17 protein-coding genes and 1 other annotated feature are annotated in these 20,632 nt (G+C 41.7%); of the genes, 8 read left to right on the top strand and 9 right to left on the bottom strand.

The window, feature by feature from the left end; all coding sequences use genetic code 11:
* The first annotated feature begins 8 nt into the window (after positions 1–8).
* From MKY52_RS21335 to MKY52_RS21315, 5 genes are all read left to right on the top strand, one after another.
* Positions 9–935: a carbohydrate ABC transporter permease gene (locus MKY52_RS21335; RefSeq protein WP_340970792.1), complete on the top strand. Its 927-nt coding sequence runs from the start codon at positions 9–11 to the stop codon at positions 933–935.
* Positions 936–1,004: 69 nt separating this feature from the next.
* On the top strand, positions 1,005–2,504 hold the full coding sequence (locus MKY52_RS21330) for an ABC transporter substrate-binding protein (protein WP_341053218.1): 1,500 nt from the start codon (positions 1,005–1,007) through the stop codon (positions 2,502–2,504).
* 138 nt (positions 2,505–2,642) lie between these two features.
* Positions 2,643–4,394, top strand: a complete 1,752-nt coding sequence (locus MKY52_RS21325; RefSeq protein ID WP_341053217.1) for a sensor histidine kinase — start codon at positions 2,643–2,645, stop codon at positions 4,392–4,394.
* Positions 4,372–5,124: a response regulator transcription factor gene (locus tag MKY52_RS21320; RefSeq protein WP_076286262.1), complete on the top strand. Its 753-nt coding sequence runs from the start codon at positions 4,372–4,374 to the stop codon at positions 5,122–5,124. Before MKY52_RS21325 ends, MKY52_RS21320 begins: the two co-directional genes overlap by 23 nt.
* Positions 5,125–5,175: 51 nt before the next feature.
* Positions 5,176–6,636: an ABC transporter substrate-binding protein gene (locus MKY52_RS21315; RefSeq protein WP_341053216.1), complete on the top strand. Its 1,461-nt coding sequence runs from the start codon at positions 5,176–5,178 to the stop codon at positions 6,634–6,636.
* 207 nt (positions 6,637–6,843) lie between these two features.
* Here MKY52_RS21315 and MKY52_RS21310 read toward each other — a convergent pair whose 3' ends face one another.
* The 7 genes from MKY52_RS21310 to MKY52_RS21280 all read right to left on the bottom strand — a co-directional run bounded on the left by MKY52_RS21310 (position 6,844) and on the right by MKY52_RS21280 (position 12,833).
* The gene (locus MKY52_RS21310; protein ID WP_341053215.1) at positions 6,844–7,614 is read right to left on the bottom strand and encodes a glucose 1-dehydrogenase; all 771 of its coding nucleotides are present in this window, start codon (positions 7,612–7,614) and stop codon (positions 6,844–6,846) included.
* A 17-nt stretch (positions 7,615–7,631) separates the two neighbouring features.
* Positions 7,632–8,627, bottom strand: a complete 996-nt coding sequence (locus tag MKY52_RS21305; RefSeq protein WP_341053214.1) for a DUF4432 family protein — start codon at positions 8,625–8,627, stop codon at positions 7,632–7,634.
* Position 8,628: 1 nt separating this feature from the next.
* A complete protein-coding gene (locus MKY52_RS21300) occupies positions 8,629–9,285 on the bottom strand; it encodes an RraA family protein (protein WP_179086738.1) in 657 nt (218 codons plus the stop codon).
* A gap of 33 nt (positions 9,286–9,318) precedes the next feature.
* Positions 9,319–10,395, bottom strand: coding sequence for a mannonate dehydratase (locus MKY52_RS21295; protein ID WP_341053213.1), 1,077 nt, complete (start codon positions 10,393–10,395; stop codon positions 9,319–9,321).
* A gap of 117 nt (positions 10,396–10,512) precedes the next feature.
* On the bottom strand, positions 10,513–10,641 hold the full coding sequence (locus tag MKY52_RS21290) for a hypothetical protein (protein ID WP_341053212.1): 129 nt from the start codon (positions 10,639–10,641) through the stop codon (positions 10,513–10,515).
* 542 nt (positions 10,642–11,183) lie between these two features.
* The gene (locus MKY52_RS21285; protein ID WP_341053211.1) at positions 11,184–11,858 is read right to left on the bottom strand and encodes a GntR family transcriptional regulator; all 675 of its coding nucleotides are present in this window, start codon (positions 11,856–11,858) and stop codon (positions 11,184–11,186) included.
* Between the two features lie 90 nt (positions 11,859–11,948).
* Positions 11,949–12,833 carry an AraC family transcriptional regulator gene (locus MKY52_RS21280; protein ID WP_341053474.1) on the bottom strand — a complete coding sequence of 295 codons (885 nt, stop codon included), beginning with the start codon at positions 12,831–12,833 and terminating at the stop codon, positions 11,949–11,951.
* 155 nt (positions 12,834–12,988) lie between these two features.
* Between MKY52_RS21280 and MKY52_RS21275 the strand changes: the two genes are divergently transcribed.
* The gene (locus MKY52_RS21275; RefSeq protein WP_341053210.1) at positions 12,989–15,112 is read left to right on the top strand and encodes a DUF5054 domain-containing protein; all 2,124 of its coding nucleotides are present in this window, start codon (positions 12,989–12,991) and stop codon (positions 15,110–15,112) included.
* 28 nt (positions 15,113–15,140) lie between these two features.
* On the top strand, positions 15,141–17,588 hold the full coding sequence (locus MKY52_RS21270) for a glycoside hydrolase family 38 N-terminal domain-containing protein (protein ID WP_341053209.1): 2,448 nt from the start codon (positions 15,141–15,143) through the stop codon (positions 17,586–17,588).
* Positions 17,589–17,845: 257 nt separating this feature from the next.
* Here the strand turns inward: MKY52_RS21270 and MKY52_RS21265 are convergent, their stop codons facing one another.
* Both MKY52_RS21265 and metG read right to left on the bottom strand, forming a co-directional pair.
* The gene (locus tag MKY52_RS21265) at positions 17,846–17,992 is read right to left on the bottom strand and encodes a hypothetical protein (RefSeq protein ID WP_341053207.1); all 147 of its coding nucleotides are present in this window, start codon (positions 17,990–17,992) and stop codon (positions 17,846–17,848) included.
* A 70-nt stretch (positions 17,993–18,062) separates the two neighbouring features.
* Positions 18,063–19,709, bottom strand: a complete 1,647-nt coding sequence (gene metG, locus MKY52_RS21260; protein ID WP_341053206.1) for a methionine--tRNA ligase — start codon at positions 19,707–19,709, stop codon at positions 18,063–18,065.
* 44 nt (positions 19,710–19,753) lie between these two features.
* Positions 19,754–20,015, bottom strand: a binding site (T-box leader).
* A gap of 128 nt (positions 20,016–20,143) precedes the next feature.
* Here metG and MKY52_RS21255 point away from each other — a divergent pair.
* On the top strand, positions 20,144–20,620 hold the full coding sequence (locus tag MKY52_RS21255; protein WP_341053204.1) for a DUF4362 domain-containing protein: 477 nt from the start codon (positions 20,144–20,146) through the stop codon (positions 20,618–20,620).
* Positions 20,621–20,632 lie beyond the last annotated feature (12 nt).

Genomic DNA, 20,632 nt, shown 5'->3' with positions numbered 1-20,632 from the left:
GTAAGAACATGGCAACAAAAACCTATGAATCCGGGCTTGATAAGTTTAATCGAACAAGTAAAGGAATTAACATCCTATTTAACTCCATTTTTCTGGTCATCGCACTTGCCTGTGTTGTGCCCGTTATCGTCGTATTATCGATTTCATTAACCAATGAATCTTATATCCGAGACGTTGGCTACAGTATCTTTCCAGCCGATTTTTCTTTTGAAGCTTACAGTTTTATTGCCAAGCAAGGAACGATGATTCTACGTGCTCTAGGCACCTCGACCCTTGTCACTGTAGTAGGTACTGTACTTGGCGTCCTTCTTACAACATCGATGGGTTATGTTATTTCACGCCCGTCATACAAGTTAAAAAGCTTTCTGACTTGGATCGTATTCATTCCGATGGTTTTCAATGGTGGTCTCGTATCCAGTTATTTCATCAATGCAAACTTACTAGGGCTGAAGGATAGTTTCTGGGCTCTGATCTTACCGCTTGCAGTCTCATCCTTTAACGTCATTATTTGTAAAACCTTTTTCACAAGCACGATTCCAGATGGTGTAATCGAATCGGCAGAAATTGATGGTGCTAATCAAATTAGGATCTTCTTCTCGATCATATTGCCTATATCGCTACCTGTTCTCGCAACGATAGGATTGTTCCTATGCTTCAACTATTGGAACGACTGGTTCCAATCCATGTTGTATATTGATAACCCGAATCTCTACTCGTTACAGGCGTTGCTTAACAATCTAATGACCAATGCCGATGCACTTGCCAGAAATGCTTCAAGTATGGGCGTTAGTTCTGCAGAGCTCATCGCGAAAATGCCTAAAGAGTCCGCGCGTATGGCGGTCGCCATCCTCATCATCTTGCCTGTTGCTTGTGCATATCCATTCTTCCAGAGATATTTTATTTCTGGTCTGACAGTCGGCGCAGTCAAAGGCTAAATTACGAAGTAAGCCAAATTTATACTGGTTTATGATATAGCAAACAACCAATCCATAGGGGGAGTTAAAGTGAAGAAAATCTTCAAGATTGCCTCAACACTCTGTATTCTGACATTAATGGGATCCGCCTTAGCAGCATGCGGTAGTTCCAACAACTCGGCTTCATCGACGAATGAACCATCAAACAACTCTACATCAACAGAAGCAGCAGGTAAAAAGGATATTCCGACCCTGGTATGGTGGCAGATCGGTAATACGCCACTTCCTGCGAACTTTAGTAAAGCAATTGACAAGATGAATGAATATACTGCGGAGAAAATCGGGGTAAAAGTCGATCTTCGTGTGGCCAGCTGGGGCGAATGGGATACGAAGATGAACACCATTGTGAACACAGGTGAGCCGTTCGACATGATGTTCACGAATAACACGAAGTACAGTAAACAAGTCTCGATGGGAGCTCTTACGGACATCACGGATTTAGTCCAAAGCGAAGCCCCAGACCTGTACAAATTAATTCCGTCCGAAGTATGGGATGGCACAAAAATTGGCGGGAAATACTATGCAGTTCCAACTTATAAAGACTCTTCTGTTTCTCAATATTGGAGCTATGATGACAAGCTCGTACAGAAATACAATATCGATTACCAGAACATTACATCGATGCAAGATTTAGATAAGCCACTTCATGATATAAAAGCTGGTGAAGGCAAGAGCTTCTACCCACTTCGACTTATTCAAAGTGAAGCCTTCTCGGGTATGTTCAATAACTATGATGATTTAACGTTAGGATTCTTCCCTGTAGGTGTAAAAGTAGATGATCCTTCTCGCAAGGTGATCTCCGTTTTCGAACAGCCTGATGTCATGGCAAATTTGAAATTGCTTCATAAATGGTATCAAGATGGAATTATCAATCCAGATGCTCCAACCAAAACAGAAAAAGAAAAATATAACCCATTTGGTACGCAACAAGCCTTCCCAGGAGCAGAGATCGCGATGCAAATCAATGCGGGCGTAGAAAAATTTGTTATGAACAAAACATTTGGTCCGCTTTATACGACAAGTACAATTCAAGGTTCCTTAAACGCAATCTCTGCGAATTCCAAGTACAAAAAAGAAGCTTTGAAATATCTGCAATTAGTAAACACAGATTCAAAGCTCCGTAATATGCTAGCATTTGGTGAAGAAGACGTTGATTTCAAATATGTAGATGGTAAAGATAACGTTATCGAGCGCACATCGGATACATGGCCACTCGCTGCTTACTCACAAGGTACCTTCTTCAATATGGCTATAACCAAAGGCGCACCTGAAGATCAATGGGACCAAGTGAAGAAATTAAACGAACAAGCTGTAGCATCTACTGTTCTAGGCTTCGCACTCGATATCAGCGAAATTCAGACAGAAGTTGCGAACGCACAGTCTACATTTGATAAATATAAATACGAATTGCTAACAGGTGCTTCTGACCCAGAGAAGATTGTACCAAAAATGTTAGCCGAATTGAAAAAAGCGGGAATGGATAAAATAATTCAAAAAGCGCAGGAAGAAATCGATAATTATTTCAAGTAAGCCATACACCAATACGACACATGGTATAGTTTGACAACTATACCATGTGCTTTTGTTGTAGAATAGGCAAGTTGTAATTGATTATATAGATCTTTTTGTACTATATTCAATTACAACCAACATGTATTGAGGTGCCACATGAATACGTTTCTACGCATTAAAATTTATCGTAGTAAATTTTGGACCTATGTGATATTCATTCTGTTAATCGGACTGACGTTAGGGGCACTAACCAGTGCCATCGTCATCAATCAGTCCGTTGGTAATGCCCGCATCGAGGCTGCAAATGCCTTTTCTCGCACAGAGAACAACTTACAGAATGACGCAGATCGTATTGAAGCTTATATGCAGCGTATTTATTCAAATCAAGATTTGATGAACGATGCTAGCTATTTTCTGAGTCCAACCATTGATGAGTATCTTACTAAACGATTAAAGAACAGTACATTCAATCAACGACCGCTTATCTCTTTTCCTGAAGATGTGAAAACTTATCTGTACAATTGGGCGCAAGGAGATATTACACAAATTAGTGTTCATACAGTGAAGCAAGGCAATGTTATAGACTTTAATAGTAATGGCATTCCCCACTTCCAGTTTGGTCTATCCAATGATGATCTTATGTTTACTGAGAATAATCAACGGGGGTTTGTATATCGCAAAAAATTGCTTCAGCTTGCGGAGGGTTCCGCCGAAATTCGCTTTCAAATTAGCAGTGAGCGAATTTTTAGCATCGTTAATAATTATCAGCTTGGCCATGCAGCAGCGATTAATGAATCAGGAGAAGTGTATCTGATCGGCAACGACAATCCAATGTCTGAGCAGATTATTCAGCAGGCCATTGCCAATAAAAATACGCATGGTGTAATACTAAAAAACTGGATGTCTCCCATTTTCTATGTCACTTTTCCATCTACCAAATTTAATTATAAGTTTGTTAGCACCATTGAATTAAAGGTATTGGTTCAGCAGCATGCGTCTACGCTTATTTTATTATTTCTAGTTATTTTAACAGCCATGACCTGTGTTCTTTTACTCGTTGTCTATAACCTGCGAGATGACGCACGATTCCTGCACCGTATTATTCAGTCTATAAAACGCGTGAAGACAGCGAACTTCACTCCAAACAAACCTGCACGCTATCGTCGAAATGAATATGGTATGATTGCACGTGAAGTGGATGACATGATTCACAAGTTAGATAAACATATTCGTAATGAATATTTGCTAAAATTGAAACAGCAAGAAGCTGAAATGAAAGCGCTACAGCATCAAATTAATCCTCATTTTCTATATAACACCTTGGAGGTCATTCGTTCTACCGCATTAGTCAATCAAGATGCGCATACAGCCGATGCGATTGCTACCTTAGGTGCCCTTTATCGTGAAATGGTAAAAAAAGAGAACATTATCTCTATTGGAAGCGAGTTAGAGCTACTCGAAAAATATTTAAAAATTATGGAGTTCAAGTATCCTGACCACTTTTATTACCAAATTGATATGGAAGATTCGTTACTCGATGTACCCACCATTAAATTTTGGATGCAGCCTTTGGCGGAGAACTTTTTCATTCATGGCTTTGACAAAGAGAAAGAATTTAATTTATTTGTCGTCAAGGGTAGCGAAGATGAGCATTACTACAGATTGGAATTTATTGATAACGGGGTGTGGATTGAGGAAGAACGCTTAGCCGATATACGACGAATACTGTCTAGTAAACATGAAATATCGACCAAGAGTATTGGTTTATATAATGTTTATGCAAGATTAAACTTTTACTATGATGAAGGTTTTTCAATGCACATTGAGAACAATGATGAAGCAGGCGTAAGGATTTCTGTACAGATTTCTAAAGAGGTGACTAGAGATGTACAAACTTTTAATCGTTGATGACGAGCCACAAATCTTAGAAGGCATGAAACGAATTCTAGATTGGAAGCACTATGGATTTGATTATGTCGAAACCTGTGTTTCGACGGATGCTGCTGTATCCAGAGCCGTACAATTAATTCCTGATATCGCTATTTTTGATGTATGTATTGGTAAAAATCTTGGTTATGATGCCATTCGACAACTCAATGAAGTTCAACTTCCTACGAAGTATATAATTATGAGCGGGTATAGTGATTTTAGCTACGCTCAACAGGCTATCCGATGTGGGGTCAAAGATTATTTATTAAAGCCATTAGAGAAAGAAAAGCTCCAGCAAGTTATCGAGAAAATAATTGTTGACGATCTTCATGGTAGCATTGGGGATCCACAGACGAGCACTGCCCACTTGGATCCAGTCATGGGTGTTCCTTACGATTCGTTATCGAAGCTAGTAAATCGCATTTTGCTCATGGTCAGAGAAGATTTTAATCAGAATATTACCTTAAAATCTGTCGCCGATCGTTTTCAAATGAATAGCACCTATCTCGGGCAATTGTTCATTAAAGAAACGAATATGAAGCTTTCCGAATATTTAATGCTGTATCGCATGCAACGTGCTAAAGAGCTTATCCAGACCACGAATGAGAAAATCCATTGGATCGCATGTTCAGTTGGATATAATAATATGAATTATTTCTACACACATTTCCATAGCTATTACGGAAAATCTCCTTCCGATCTGCGCTAAAAAAGTTAGACAACGATTTGCTACCAAGAACGAGTCAAGGAGATGCATGTCATGTATAAACGTTGGTTTATCTTTGGCCTTTTTCTATTACTAATCATTCAATTAATCGGTTGCACCAAACATACAGAGGCTCCAATATCTAATAATGAAACGCCCGTTAACCTTATTTATTATACGATCGGCGAGCCGGACAATGATCTACGTAAGGTGAATGACAAAATAAATGAAGTCCTTTTGCGTAAAATCGGCATTACGATCACCTATAACAAAATTGGCTGGCAAGAATACGATAGCCGATTAAATACAATTATTTCATCCGATACCCCCTTTGATATTGCCTTTGCACCGGATTACTCTACGTATGCAAAACAGGGAAAGTGGTTGAAGCTGAATGACTATTTAATGAACCAAGGCAAGGACATGTATAATGCAATTGATCCAATCTTCTGGAAAGGTGTCCGTTTACCTGATGGCAGCATTTACGGCATACCGACGAATAAAGAATTAGCCGTAGTTGAGCATTGGATGTATCCCGCTGACCTTGTAAAGAAATATCACATTGATATTACGAAATACAACACGCTAGAATCGCTAGAGCCACTGTTACGTATGATTCAAATAAATGAGCCCGATTACTTGCCCATGGAATTTAACCGGGATGCTCATAATTTCTTTAAGATGTATGGATATGAATATATAACGAACTATAAAATTCCATTAATGATTCAATCGACACAATCAAATGCTTCGATCGTCAATATTTTCGAAACGGATGTAGCCAAACAAATTTTAAAGACCGTTCGACGATACTATCAACTTGGTTTCATTAATAAAGATGCTGCGCTGCGTGAACCAAGTTCACTTCAACGCGGGTTGAAAGTTTTCTGGAAATCCGCAAGCGGAGGCCCGCTATCCGACAGTGTTTGGAGTAAGGATCTGGGGTATCAAGTGGTCGCTCATCCGGTAACACCAGAAGTGGCAACGACAGAATCCGTTCTTGGCGGCATGATGACTATAAATGCAAATACGAAGCATCCCGAGGAAAGTATTAAATTTCTAAATTTATTAAATACTGATCCCGAGTTACGTAATTTATTCAACTATGGGATCGAAGGAGTCCATTACAATTTAAATAAAGATGGCCAGGTTATCCTCGTTTCACCAAATTATACTGGGATACAGTATACACAAGGCAATTGGTTTATCTTAAAAACACTTGGTGGAAAATATCCTGATCCGCTAGATAAATGGGAACAATACAGAGCGTACAATGCTAAAGTGGTGGAATCTAAAGTACTCGGCTTTAATCCAGACCTTTCCTCGCTATCTGAGCAAGTCGATGAGATCGAAATCGTCTGGAATAAATATTATCCGATTCTCATGACCGGCAGCGTCGATGTAGATACCTTTCTGCCCAAATTCAATCAAGAGTTGCACGAAGCAGGTATTGACGACGTACGCAAAGCCATTCAAGCGCAGTTAAATACTTGGCAGAAGCATCATTCCAAGTAAGGTGAGGTTAGCATCTTTAACCGATGCTGAAGAACTTTCTAGACTAACGAATTGGTTGCTATTTCCGCTTAAACAGTGAAGAGAACGACAGATTGTGGAAAAGCGGAGCGGTGACGTTAATCCTAGATAAAATCAAAGCTGTCCCAAGTAGCCATTTCTATGGCTATTGGGACAGCCTCTTTTTCACATTCATATTCATCAAATACTCTACGGATACAGGACCATTCCACCATCAGCAAATATCGTAACTCCCGTCACATAGCTTGCTTCTTGAGACAGTAACCAAGCTACAGGTGCAGCAATTTGTTCCGGTGTTCCAATTTGACGTGAAGGAATTTTGTTCAATATTTGATCAGTAATCTGCGGATCACTGAGTAATTTACCGTTCATAGGCGTATCAATCGCTCCAGGAGCAACGGCATTAATCCGAATTCCTCGATCGGCATATTCACGTGCTAATGATTCCGTTAGTAGCTTTAACCCACCTTTGGACGAAGCATAATGTACATATTGAGGCTTAGGAATCTGTTGATGCACGCTCGATACATTCACAATACTTCCCTGCATATCTTTCTTCAGGAGATATTTAATCGTTTCTTGGCACCCTAGGAATGTTCCGCGCAGATTCACATCCATGATCCGATTCCACTCATCTATAGGTAATTGCTCCGATGGATATTGAGACTGTACCCCTGCATTATTAACAATTCCATGTAATGTTCCGAAATGACCTACCGCCACATCAACTAATTTATTGGCGGTATCCACTTGTCCTACATCACCTTGGCACGCAACAGCTTGCCCGCCTGAGGCTTCAATGAGCGCAATCGCTTCCTCGGCTAAAGCTTTACTTTGATCACTCGTAAAATTGATAACGACTTTACATTTTTCTTTGCCCAAGCGAAGCGCGATCCCTCTACCAATGCCTTGCGCTGCACCTGTGACAATAAATACCTTTCCCTGTAAATCGTCAAACATAGGAACATCTCCTTACACTACGTCGTATGACTTCCATTCATCGAGCTACTCCATGATAATTTCAATGCAAATGTCTTTGTCTGCTGCGCCTTAATCTCAATGGCTTCACCACGTTGGATCGATTCCTGTAACCCCGCTTCATGTGAAGCCGAATTTGGTTCTACACCCATGACATAACAGGCCCCGTAGAATGGATAGTCTTGAAGACCATTAAATTCTTGCCACAACCACAGGTTTGGCATCGTGTCTACATCCCATTCTACACGAACACGTAAATCCATTTTATCATTTATAATCGTATAGCATCCCATCGTCAACTCTTTTAGAATCGCAAAATCTGTAGCCTTCCCTGAAGGAACATGTCCTAGATCACAACTCATATCTTCGATCGGCCATGAAAATACACCTTTTTTCAAACGAGATAATTCCGAATCCCGCTCATACGATTCGACCGATCTCGCAGATGCTTCAAGCCGTGTTCCAGGTCCAATGAATGGCGCACCGAACGCGATATGCTGTCCCCATTCGGCATACAAAGCTTGCTGCCCCTGATTCGTAACGGATTCCTTCAACTCAATGCACTGCTCTACTTCGTCTATCGTTACAATTCGCTCCATCGCAAAAGGTGATTTATAGAGTAGTGTGGAGAATATAATCTGAACCTTTGTATCCGTTACTTCTCCGAGCTTATATGTCCAGGGTACCTGACAAGCCTCGCCGTGAAAATTATGCATAACTCCATAGTTATAGCTATCATCCCCTGCATTGGGGAATAAAATTTGCCAGCCCCCCGGGTAGCTTTGTAACCAGCGCTCCTTGGACGTATGACAGAAATCGATGCGATTCCCTAGCTTGGAGATCCCCCAAGGACTTTCCCATAATATATTCGTACGATCAATACAAATTTTATAGATATCTCCACCTTTCTCTGGCAGAAACTCTACGATTAATCCGTCTCCCACGACCTGTAACACGTCCATGTGACCAGGGTTTGAAATGGTTCGAATGTCCATATTACAGGATCCCGAACTTCTCAAATACCTCGGATACTTTCATCCCCTTCAAAATATGCTCACGAACCATATTCTCTCCGTTCACCTTCTCGAATGCTTTTGCAATGACTTCATCCTCGACATCCTTCGGAACGACAACAATACCATCTATATCTCCGAAAATAAGATCACCTGGCTGTATCTGTACGTCACCAATTTTGATCGGTACATCAAAATCAATCACCTCATTGCGGGCATAAGAATCGGTTGGACGCGTCCCTTTTACAAACACAGGGAAGCCTAGTTGTTTGATTTTCTTTACATCACGGCACAGGCCATCAATAACAGCACCTCTACCTCCAGCCACCTTCGTAGCTGCGGACATTAACTCACCGAAGAAGGCAGAGCGCTCGGAACCCCCGACATCACCAACAAAAACTTCACCAGGCTGCATACCATCTAGCACTTCAATTTGCTTTTTATAGGCTTGAGCCGGTTTTCGATAGACGTCTGCTACTTGGACTGTTTTGGCGTAACCGCATACGACCATATCCGGGTCTAGGGGACGAATATGCTGTGGTAATGCCTGATTACGTAGCTCTAGACTATCCAAAATATCAGATATGACGGCAGAATATAGTTTTTCTTGCAATTGATCTAAATAGGCTTGATTTTTCATAGGATTCATCCCTTTTCTATAATATTTATGCTCTTATTCTTGTTCAACTTGACGCAAAATGGCACGCATATAACCTAACGCATACGCCATCCCCGCATGCCAAGGCGCATCACAAGTCATTAGTGGCGTATGGTCGGGTATAAGTACACCTGTAAACTGATGCTTCTTCAATACACGTAATGCTTTCAACATATCAATATCACCTTCATCGACAAAAACCTCTGTGTAATGAGGCACCTTCCCTTTAACATTACGAAAATGAACATATGAAATTTTATCCTGTGAAGCATATTGATCAATTGCTTCATACACATCTCCACTCACCATTTCTTGAATAGAGCCCATACAGAACTCAATCGAATTACTTTGGCTAGGAACAAGGTCTATCATTTTCTGATATTTATCAGGCTCATTCACTAATCGAGCATGCTGACGGATTTGCGGCATCGGCGGATCATCTGGATGTAATGCTAATTTAACCCCAGCTTCTTCCGCAACAGGTAGAACACGTTCTAGAAAATAGGCCAAACGATCCCATATTTCTTGCTCCGAGGTTGGTGGGAGATATCCCTTATCTAACAAACTCGCGTCATACGTCATATTCCACACCTGACCCAGTGGGATTGGATGATTTAACTCATTGCTGTCAGGATGAAACGTCGATGTTAGCGCTCCTCCTCGTGCAGATGGCTTTTGAATATGTCCCCACACACCAGCAATACTGAAGTTATATCCAATTACAGGAATCCCTGCTCGACCTACATTCCGGATGATCTGCTTAATCTGTTCAATTTGTTCATCTCGTTTTGGGCCAGCAAGTAACACATCATACCAATCCGATGGATTAAAATTTTCAATCGCTGCGAATTCAAGTCCTTCTTGATTGAGCTCTTCTTTTAATTTCACAAGATTCTCATATTCCCAGATTGGGTCATTTAAGCGTGCTACACCATAATTTCGTTGCCCATCTGTTGAAGGAAGTCCCTCATCATCAATATCTCCATAATAATTTACGAGATGGACAACAACCGCCTCACAGCCTGCCTGTTTCGCAAAACGATAATAATCTGTATGTAACATATGACGATATAAACCAATACCTAATCGCATTTCTTTTGCTCCTTTACATATTGTTCGTAAGATACCTAAACTAAAATCTGAAATATCAGTCAAAGCAAGAAAAACCTCACCTACGGCTCGGTCCTTTAAAGATCTGAAGTAAATCCATCACACTGCAGGGGTGGAGGGACCGGTATGGATTCCAATCGCTGTTGAAGTTCTTGTTTCCTTTATTATTTTTATGGGTTGGGTTGAAACAAGAACTTCAAAGGTGACCGCTTCGCTTTTCCATTCCATATCCGTCCCCTCCTATTCAACTTGGGTGCTTTCTTCTACTTTTCCAATGCCAAGTAAATCTTGATTCCAATAAGCCAATTCCGGGTGATTTAGGGTCGGATAACGGCGCTAGCACGTTTACGTTACCGGTGGCACATTATATTCGGTTTTTCGCATACATTTGGCACGTTTACGTTATCGGCGACACATTGTATTCGGTTTTTCGCATACATTTGGCTCGGTTACGTTACCGGCGGCACATTGTATTCGGTTTTTCGCATACATTTGGCTCGGTTACGTTACCGGTGGCATATTGTATTCGGTTTTTCGCATACATTTGTCTGTAAGCTTGGTCGGTCCTTCCCAAAGAGGCCTGACCTTAATAAAAAAAAGCCCCCCATGGCCACCCGTTGAATATAGGCCCATCCCTTGAATTCGTATCCTATTTCTCCGCAGTCTAGAAATTTTATACTTTCTAGTATGTCAAGCATAAACGACTACGTCGTCCATTTAAGGGTGAATAGCATTTGTGCGTGAAATTGGTAATGGGATTCCACCCGATCTTAGATAGCCCCACCATTCTCTTCTATTAGAAACATCATGTGTTTCTTACTCTTCTCCAAGTGCGACACGAGTAAATGAGTCGCTTGTTCCAGACGATCATGCTTTATTTCCTCAATAATCTGTTCATGCTCTATTAAACCTTCATTAGATCGATCGAAGTTCTGGAAATGAAATATACGTGAAATATACAGAAAGCTATTTAAGAGCTCATATTGATTTAGAATTAACTGATTATGGCTCATCGTCACAATAGCTTTATGAAACAGAACATCTGCCTCTAGAAATTGCTGGTAGAAAAATTGGGAACTATTCAAATGGGTTCTGGCACGCTCAACAAACTCTGTCAATTGCGTAACAAGCTGCTCACGATCTTCCTTCGATAGGTGTTCCATGCACCATTTCTCAACCATGATGCGCGCATCCATCACTTCAGCGATTCGCCCACTCGTTAATTGACTAACATAGGTACCTGACCGTGATACGACTTCAATAAGTCCATCATTCGCCAAACGATGGATCGCAAGCTTCACAGGAGTTTTACTAACCCCCATCTTCTCGCTTAAATCATTGAGATCCAGTCGTGCACCACCTTTATATTCCCGCGTAAGGATTTGATTCTTCAAAATTTGGTACACTTGCTCATTTAAATCTAGTCGTTCAATCTTTACATTCATAGGACAACTCCATTTGATTCAGGTTCAAACTGAAATATCAGATTTTAGATTTTAGTTCATTATAATCTGCAGCTTACAGAAATTCAATACTTAATTACAGACTTTCGAATGTGTGCGCCATGCCTTCGGCGTTACGCCAATTAATTTCTTGAAGACCGTCGCGAAATGTTGGCTCGTCTTAAACCCAAGCTCCATGGCAATGTCTGTTATACTCAGCTTCGATTCCTCTAACATATGACAAGCACAGTCCATTCGAATCCGATCCATAAACGCTGTTGGTGATTGTCCGTTCATTTCACGAAATATACGGTAAAAGTGCGACTCACTTAAACCAATCTCCGACGCAAGCTGTCCTATCGTATAGCGTTCAGATGGACTCTGTTCCAGTCTTGTCTTAAGCTCCAGCGTATACGCGTGCATATCATGCGACTGCGCTTTGAGTGGAGTGTTATGCAAAATGCGTTGTAGAATTTCCAGAACTCCATGACGAATCTGAAATTCCACAAGCTCTGTATCCTGCTGGTTAATTAACTGTTGGACCCTTTTGAAATAATTTACGATTTCCTTGCTAACCAACTGAATACGAGGACAGCGATGTATCCATTGTGCAAATACTTGGCGTTCAGCATCATCCAGTCCGAACCAATGACCATGCTGCAGCGGATCACGAACGATGATCCACCAGATCCTACATGGCCCAATATAATCAAAACTAGCACGGTGACGTTCACCAGGTCGTGTATAAATGATATGCTGTGCGCTCGTTGGGTGAAATTGTCCATTAACTTCCCACACTGCGGTTCCTTGCTCCATATATACAAACTCATAAGCATCTTCGTGCACGTGATTTGTCAAAGGCATGGCTCTACTGAAATGGTCGTATCCCAGAAGGATCAGATCTTTAACATGGGCTGCAGGACCCTCTTCCCAATCGATTAAATATACCCAGCGTTCACTCTTTATAGCGTCTGTCATCGTATACACGCTGCCTTTCTTCTGATCACATTAGCTTACTCCGAATCGTATATTTGCTCATTTATGTTTCTGATCCTATTAGATACAAATTGAAAAGTCAAATGATATAAATTGTTTTAAACTGAAAGCGTAAACACGAATAAGGAGTGATAAACGTGCCACACAGCACACCACAGATCCATGTTGTATTCAAGACACATTTAGATATCGGATATACCGATCTCGCTAAACATGTTACTGATCGTTATATGAAACTATTTTTCCCAAGTGCGATCACAACAGCACAGTACTTTGATGAACATCCTGATCAAGGTTCTTTTATCTGGACAACGGGTTCTTGGTTAATTCATCACTTACTCAAACATGGAACAACCGAGGAGAAACAGCAAGTAGAGGAAGCTATTGCAAAAGGCTATTTAAGATGGCATGGCCTCCCTTTCACGACCTATACCGAATTATACGATGCCGAGCTTCTAGATTACGGTATTCAAATGGCCACACGTCTTGACCAACGCTTTGGTATCCACACCATTGCAGCCAAAATGACGGATGTCCCTGGTCATACACGTGCGCTGATTACACATATGGCCAAGGCGGGTATGAAGTATCTTCATTTAGGTGTAAACCCATCAAGCCATGTTCCTCATGTTCCTGAGATGTTTTTGTGGAGAAATCCAGATGGTTCTGAAATCGTCGTTCAATATAGTAAAGATTATGGAACAACCTTCGAAACAGAAGGCTTGAATGATGTTTTATACTTTGCTCATACGCATGATAATCATGGTCCTTCCACCGTTGAACAAATTAAAGCGGAATTCACTCAACTTCGTGAGGCCTATCCACATGCGGATATCAGAGCATCCACGTTGGATCAATATGCGGAGAAGGTATGGGCCATTCGTGATACGTTACCGATCGTCGAAGAAGAGATTGGGGATAGCTGGATCCATGGATCTTCGACTGATCCCTACAAATTAGCTTGTTATCGTGAACTACTTCGCTTAAAGAGTAAATGGCTACTAGAAGGATCTCTTGCTGCAGCCGACGAGGAATATCACAACTTCTGCGATGAATTAATTATGATTCCTGAGCATACTTGGGGTGTAGATATTAAGCGTTATCTGGCAGATTACATTCATTATGATAAGGAAGATTTTCAGCAAGCACGAGCTCGAGACAAGGTTGATGTGAACTTAAACCCACTTGAATATCGTTTTTACGAAAAAAATTCACGCGCTGAAATGATCGAGATGTTCGGCGTGGAAGCCGTGGAGAAGCTTAGTGCCCGCTCATTTAGTCTTATGGAGCAGTCTTGGCAAGAGCAACGGGAATATTTAGAAAATGCCGTATCTACTCTGGGCGTAAAACGTCAGATCGAAGCACGAGCTGCTCTAGCCGCATTACGACCGGTTCGTCGACAGATTGCTAATGCGGATGCGACAATCCTGTACACGGATCAATCCTATACTTTAGGAGACTTTGAGGTCGTGTTTGAGGATAACGGTTCTATTATCAGTTTGCTAGACCAACGTAATCGAGAGTGGGCTGGGCCGAACAACCCGATCGGATTATTCTCATATGAGACTTTCTCCCAAGCGGATTATGATCGTTGGTACCGTGAATATCACGTGCGATGGAAAAATACGCATGTATGGGCAACCGGAGATTTCGGGAAACCAGGTATGGATCTGACGAAAGAATGGATAATGCATACCGTGACGAAACCCAAACTATTATCCTTGCAAGCATTATGTGGAGAAGAACAGGATGTTGTCCTTGCTACGTTAAAGATGCCTAGAGCAGCTAGTGAAGGAATGGGTGCTCCACGAGAGTTGACCATCGAATATATATTTAAGAAGCACACTGCTACCGTAGAATGTGAGCTTCAATGGTTCCATAAGGATGCATATCGCCTCCCAGAAGCAGCATGGATGAGTTTCAATCCGATCGTCAATAATCCAAATCAATGGAAGCTTGATAAAATCGGACAACTCACTTCCCCACTAGACGTTGTTAAAGGGGGAAATCGCAATCTGCATGCGGTAGATCAGGGCATATATTATGCGGCAGCGGACGGTCAAGTGGATATCACGACATTAGATGCCGCGCTCGTATCTCCTGGAGAACCACGGCTTGTGCAATTTGATCATACATTTGCTTCACTTACTGGAGGAATGCATGTCAATTTACACAACAATGTCTGGGGTACAAATTTCCAGGCTTGGTACGAAGAAGATGCGTTATTCCGCTTCAAGCTGAAATTCCAATCTCATCTTTAATCATAAAATACCTGAGAGGAGCTTTACAATGAACACCCACAAACCATGGAAAATTTACGTCATTCAACATTCCCATACGGATGTTGGCTATACAGAACGTCAAGAGAAAATCCGGCAGTATCATGTCAATTACATTCGGCAAGCGTTACAAATTGTACGTGACATCGAAAGCGGTGCTCGCCTAGATTGGAAGGGCTACAAATGGGTATGCGAAACGTTCTGGCCTGTTGAATCCTTCCTCTTAAAAGCGACACCAACAGAAAAAGAAGAATTCGCGCAAGCGGTACAAAAAGGCTATATCGGTCTATCTGGAACCTATCTCAATTTCGGCGAGCAATTAAATCAAGAGATGCTCTCCGTCATGATTCAACGGATTACTGACTATGGTCAATCGATTCAATTCCCGGTACGTTCTGCTATGACTGCAGACATCACTGGCTTTGGTTGGGGATATAGTCAAGTCTTGGCAGATGCTGGTATCGAGAATTTAATAACCTGTATTCATACACATCACTCCATGTTTCCATTATGGAAGAAGCAAATTCCATTCTGGTGGGAAACACCAAAAGGTGATCGAATTCTAACGTGGAGTGGCGAGCATTATATGTTTGGAAATGACCTCGGCTTGATTCCTGGTATAGGAGGTTCCTATACGATTCGTGATGAGCATGACGTGCGAAAAGGCGTGTCCTTGGAAGTCTCTGAAGCGCGGTTTGATCGATATTTAGAGCAATTAGTTGAAGATGGCTATACCTTCCCGTTAGTACCTGTCATGGTATCTGGCCTCCCTACAGATAATGGCTCACCGAATGCCGCATTAATGGATTTTGTAAACCATTGGAATGCGTTGCATGGTGATCGGATCTTGATTCAACCAGCCACACTGGATGATTTCTTTACAGATTTAAGAGCATATGCGAACGAGTATCCGGATGAGATCGAGACCTTTCGAGGAGATTGGCCGGATTGGTGGACAGATGGCTCAGCTACTACTCCGATGCATGTTCAGATCTTCCGAGAGGCGCAACGCGTGTACACGAAAGTGAAGCAATTAGATCCTACCCGTGAGATTGTTGACCAAGAGCGGCTTGAGGCGATTGAGTACGAGTTGGCTTTATTTGCTGAACATACATGGGGATACCATTCCTCTGTGACAGAACCTTGGAACCCATTCGTACAAGAGCTGGGCTGTCGTAAAGAAGCTTATGCCGCAAATGCGAGTTCACTTGCCCATACCGCATTATACGATATCCTCGAGGCACAAGGAGATGCACTATTAGGACCAGATCGTCCTATGAAATTTGAATTGCATAACCCAAGTAAATTTGTACAAACCGATTATGCCCAATTAATTATGGAGGGCTGGTACATTACAGAGCTTAAAAATGGCTTTGAAGTGATCGATGAAGTGACTGGAACCGTCTACGAAGCTCAAATGGTGACGGGACACCGCGGGGTCGTCATTACCATTCCAGTAACTTTGCAGCCTAATCAAAAGGTACAATTGACGATTAAGGCAATCGAAGAGCATCCGCCCGTAACAGCATATCGAACCGATTATGTTGGATCCGATCGCATGCTGGATATTATTCCTCCGGTTCCACCGAAGCTACATGTGACGCCTAAATTTATCGAGTCACCTTTCGTTCGAATCGAATGGGAACTCGGGGCAGGGATTACGAAGTGGTTTGACAAGAGCAGTCAACAAGATTTACTGCGGTCTGATCGTAATCACAATGCATTCTCCCCTGTCTACAACGTAACAGAAGCACCTAATGAATTTGGCATGTATGATGTACGCCGTAAGATGGGACGTAATCGTAGAGGCGCTGATGCAATAACCTCTGTCGGAGCATTAGTTGATGTCAATATCATTGAAAAGGGTGCCCTTTATGGAAAAGTTCAATTGACATATCGCGTGAATGGTTGCAGTCACTATTCCTTACTCGTCACCGTATACGGTGATCGCGCACGTGCTGATGTAGCCGTACGCATGCATAAGGAAAGTGTATGGGATCCAGAAAATGTGTACATTTCACTTCCGTTTGGGAGTGCTCCCGCTGCTGGGCAAGATGCGCTGTGGATAGAAAAGACAGGCGCAGCCTTACGTCCACGAATTGATCAATTGCCTGGATCCTTAGCAGATTTCTATTGTGTCGATGAAGGTGTAGCTTTTGTCCGTGACACACGTGGTGTTGCCATTGCGATGCCAGATACACCTCTCATCCAACTCGGCTCCTTAGACTATGAGGATCGACTATTGAGCGGACACCCTGGACTCGCGCATGATCCAGCCCATCTCTATTCATGGCCCATGAATAATTATTGGGAAACGAACTTTAAGGCGACACTAGGTGGATTCTATGAATTCCGTTACTACATCGCTTGGGGGGATGAGCTTAATACGTCAGAAGTAGCATTAGAGGCTTGTAAGAGTATGAACGAGGGTATCCTTGCATGGAGAACAAGTAAGTAAGAGAATAATCATATTATCAGTTAGACGAATCACAAAGTCTTCCTCGAGAAGTACGGATTGAATAAGATTTGGAAGCATTTTAGACTTTCACATGAGGTCGCCTCTTTCTGTTACAGAGTCATTTGATGGTACAAATGATTCCACAAAAAAAGGCGTCCTTTTTGCTATGCTGTGATGTAATTTATTGGTTAATCAGCAGGGATGTTTTTATATAAATGTTCATTCTTTAGTAACCTCTGTAGAAAATAATAAATCTATTAAATCTCTTGCGTATACCCAACGTTAACTCTTAGTCCACCTGAGAAGTCAGGATAGAGAGAATCAGCCCATTCATAGACTTCTCGGGTAGAGTCCAATATTTTAATTGCTTCCTTGTAATGCTCATTAATCCATTCGATATCCATTCGGAAACCTCCTCTTTTTGGAGTTCGTGAAAGGGTTAAGGATCCTGCCCGGAGCTTGTCTTAACCATTCCTATTTATTGACTTTTTGTTGTTCTAATCTTTGCTCTTCTTCTTTAATTTGACTTATATCAATTCGTTCAAACAACAATTGCAAATCAGTTACCTGTTGATAAGGGGGAACCGAGCGGGGCTTCCAATTCGGTAGTTCAAGCGATAGGAATCCCCTGATCTCCTCACAAGAAAACGGTAGAAACGGATGCAGCAAATTCGCCAAATTAGCTATAATCTGCACGCATGTATATATCGTAGAACCACAGGACTCCTGATCTTCTTTTACCTGAATCCAAGGTTTTTGCCGATCAAAATACTGATTTGCCTTACGTACATAAAAGAAATTATACTCGAGCGCATCCTTCAAATCTCCCGCTTCAATTAGGCGTCCTGACTCCAGATACAAGAGGTCAATGTTGTCGCTCCACCCCTTGTCTAACTTTCCACTTGGCACGATCCCTTCATAAAACTTCTCTACAAAAGCCAATGAGCGATTCACAAAGTTACCAAATGCTCCAAGCAGCTCACCATTATGACTATAAATAAACTCTCTCCAGGAAAAATCCGTATCCCGCTTCTCAGGCCCGTTGGCAATTAAGAAATAACGAATAGAGTCAGGATGATACCGCTCTAGAATATCAGGTACCCAGACTGCCCAATTACGGCTAGTGGAGAACTTCTGCCCTTCAAGGGTTAAATATTCGCTGGATATAATCCGATCCGGTAAATGTAGTTCTCTTGCTCCTAATAAGACGGCTGGCCAAATCAGGGTGTGAAAAGGAATATTATCTTTTCCATGGACATAATAAGCGGTGATGTCCTCTTGTTCCTCTGACCAAAAATCCTCCCAGCTCCGCCCAGACTGTGCAGCCCACTGCTTACTGGCTGATAAATAACCACTTACCGCCTCAATCCAAACATAAATCTTCTTGTCTTCAAATCCAGCTATAGGAACATCTACACCCCAAGATAAGTCTCTTGTTACCGCGCGGTCCTGCAGTTCTTCTTTTAAATAACGTTTGGTCAGTTTTATAGCGTTTTCTCTCCAAAATTGTGCTTCCTCTACATATTCCGTTAATTCAGATTGAAATTTAGATAAGCTAAGATAAAAATGTTCTGTCGGTCGTTCTGACGGTGTATTCCCACATAATTTACAGACTCTGTCCAATAAATCGGCAGGGTCTAGAATCGTAGAACAATAATCGCATTGATCTCCACGCGCCCGCTGGCCACAAACTGGACAAGTCCCTTCCACGTATCTGTCTGGCAAAAAGCGCTGATCCACCTCACAGTAACATTGCGCAATGGTTTTTTTATATAAATGACCATTCTCTAGTAGCTTCGCAAACAACTCTTGCACAACCTTATGATGCTGCTGTTGATCCGTTCGAGTATAAAGATCATAACTAAATCCCAGCTGTTCAAAACACTGCAGAAACTCTTCGTGGTATCGACTGGCAAAAGCTTCGGGTGTGATCCCTTCATTAGCAGCCTGAACCGCTACAGGTGTGCCATGACAATCGCTGCCTGACACATATAAAACGTTATCCCCCTTGCTGCGAAAATAGCGTGCCAGCACATCCCCAGGCAACACACTTGATAATCTTCCAAGATGTAAAGATCCATTCGCATACGGCCAAGCACCACCAATAAACACATTACTCATTAACCTTCTCCTCCTTTTTTTAGACAACAAAAAAACTCCCATCCACAAAGGACGAGAGTTCTACTCACGTGTTACCACCTAATTTTATAAATGCCTCATGACATTTACCTCTTCAGGTACGACGTTAATAAACGTTTATACCCTAGCACTATAACGGATGCAGGTTCCGGCGCAGCCTACAACCCAAAAGGTTTCGATGCGCAGCTCTGAGACCATATTCCCAAGGTTTTTCTTTACTCCTTTTCAGCGACCGGAGCTCTCTGTAGAAAGAATTGCCGTGGTACTCTTTCTCTTCTTTGCCTTTAAATATTCAAGTTACTGGAAATGATACTTAATTTTCTGTTTATTGTCAATGTGAAACATCAAGCTCACTGTAACTTTTTCAATTAATTTTCGTCTTTTATATAGATTAGTTACAAGGAGAAGGTCCTTCAATGAAAAAAGTAATCTTGCTTATACTCTCTGTTCTTTTACTAGCAGGGGTATGGGGTTGTTCCGATAATAAGGTTAATTCTGTTCCCAAAAGTGAACCCTATACTTCCGAAAAAGCCATCAGTAGAGGGGATATTGTTTCTTTTGAAAAAGTGTACAACCTCTATAAATTTGAGCAATTTATAACTAATCTCTCCAGCAAAAAAGCAGACAATATACGAGTTACAAGTTACACAGATGAGGGCGATCCCATATTTAAGGATTTGAAGTTTGATGGCAATGTAATTAGTTATAGCTACGATACTTCTAATGATGCATTCGGTGGAAGTAACACAGGAGTTAGAACCGATACCTGCTCCGAAGTGACGAGTAAAAAAAACACACAAGGTGAAATAATCTATTCGATCAGCGGTTGCACAAATAATGACTCTGAAATCGATTACTACCTTTTCCGCACAAAAAAAGCCACCCAATCGTAATACGATAGGATG

It is taken from the genome of Paenibacillus sp. FSL P4-0184 (assembly GCF_038004625.1).
Taxonomy (GTDB): domain Bacteria; phylum Bacillota; class Bacilli; order Paenibacillales; family Paenibacillaceae; genus Paenibacillus_AQ.
The sequence above is the reverse complement of the archived record's forward strand: the minus strand, read 5'-3'. Positions and strand labels throughout refer to the sequence as shown.

Coding starts and splice junctions, on each gene's coding strand:
- MKY52_RS21335 (WP_340970792.1), top strand. CDS start 9: ATGGCAACAAAAACCTATGAATCCGGGCTTGATAAGTTTAATCGAACA.
- MKY52_RS21290 (WP_341053212.1), bottom strand. CDS start 10,641: ATGGAATGGAAAAGCGAAGCGGTCACCTTTGAAGTTCTTGTTTCAACC.
- MKY52_RS21255 (WP_341053204.1), top strand. CDS start 20,144: ATGAAAAAAGTAATCTTGCTTATACTCTCTGTTCTTTTACTAGCAGGG.
- MKY52_RS21280 (WP_341053474.1), bottom strand. CDS start 12,833: ATGACAGACGCTATAAAGAGTGAACGCTGGGTATATTTAATCGATTGG.
- MKY52_RS21300 (WP_179086738.1), bottom strand. CDS start 9,285: ATGAAAAATCAAGCCTATTTAGATCAATTGCAAGAAAAACTATATTCT.
- MKY52_RS21285 (WP_341053211.1), bottom strand. CDS start 11,858: ATGAATGTAAAGATTGAACGACTAGATTTAAATGAGCAAGTGTACCAA.
- MKY52_RS21295 (WP_341053213.1), bottom strand. CDS start 10,395: ATGCGATTAGGTATTGGTTTATATCGTCATATGTTACATACAGATTAT.
- metG (WP_341053206.1), bottom strand. CDS start 19,709: ATGAGTAATGTGTTTATTGGTGGTGCTTGGCCGTATGCGAATGGATCT.
- MKY52_RS21315 (WP_341053216.1), top strand. CDS start 5,176: ATGTATAAACGTTGGTTTATCTTTGGCCTTTTTCTATTACTAATCATT.
- MKY52_RS21305 (WP_341053214.1), bottom strand. CDS start 8,627: ATGGACATTCGAACCATTTCAAACCCTGGTCACATGGACGTGTTACAG.
- MKY52_RS21270 (WP_341053209.1), top strand. CDS start 15,141: ATGAACACCCACAAACCATGGAAAATTTACGTCATTCAACATTCCCAT.
- MKY52_RS21320 (WP_076286262.1), top strand. CDS start 4,372: ATGTACAAACTTTTAATCGTTGATGACGAGCCACAAATCTTAGAAGGC.
- MKY52_RS21310 (WP_341053215.1), bottom strand. CDS start 7,614: ATGTTTGACGATTTACAGGGAAAGGTATTTATTGTCACAGGTGCAGCG.
- MKY52_RS21265 (WP_341053207.1), bottom strand. CDS start 17,992: ATGGATATCGAATGGATTAATGAGCATTACAAGGAAGCAATTAAAATA.
- MKY52_RS21325 (WP_341053217.1), top strand. CDS start 2,643: ATGAATACGTTTCTACGCATTAAAATTTATCGTAGTAAATTTTGGACC.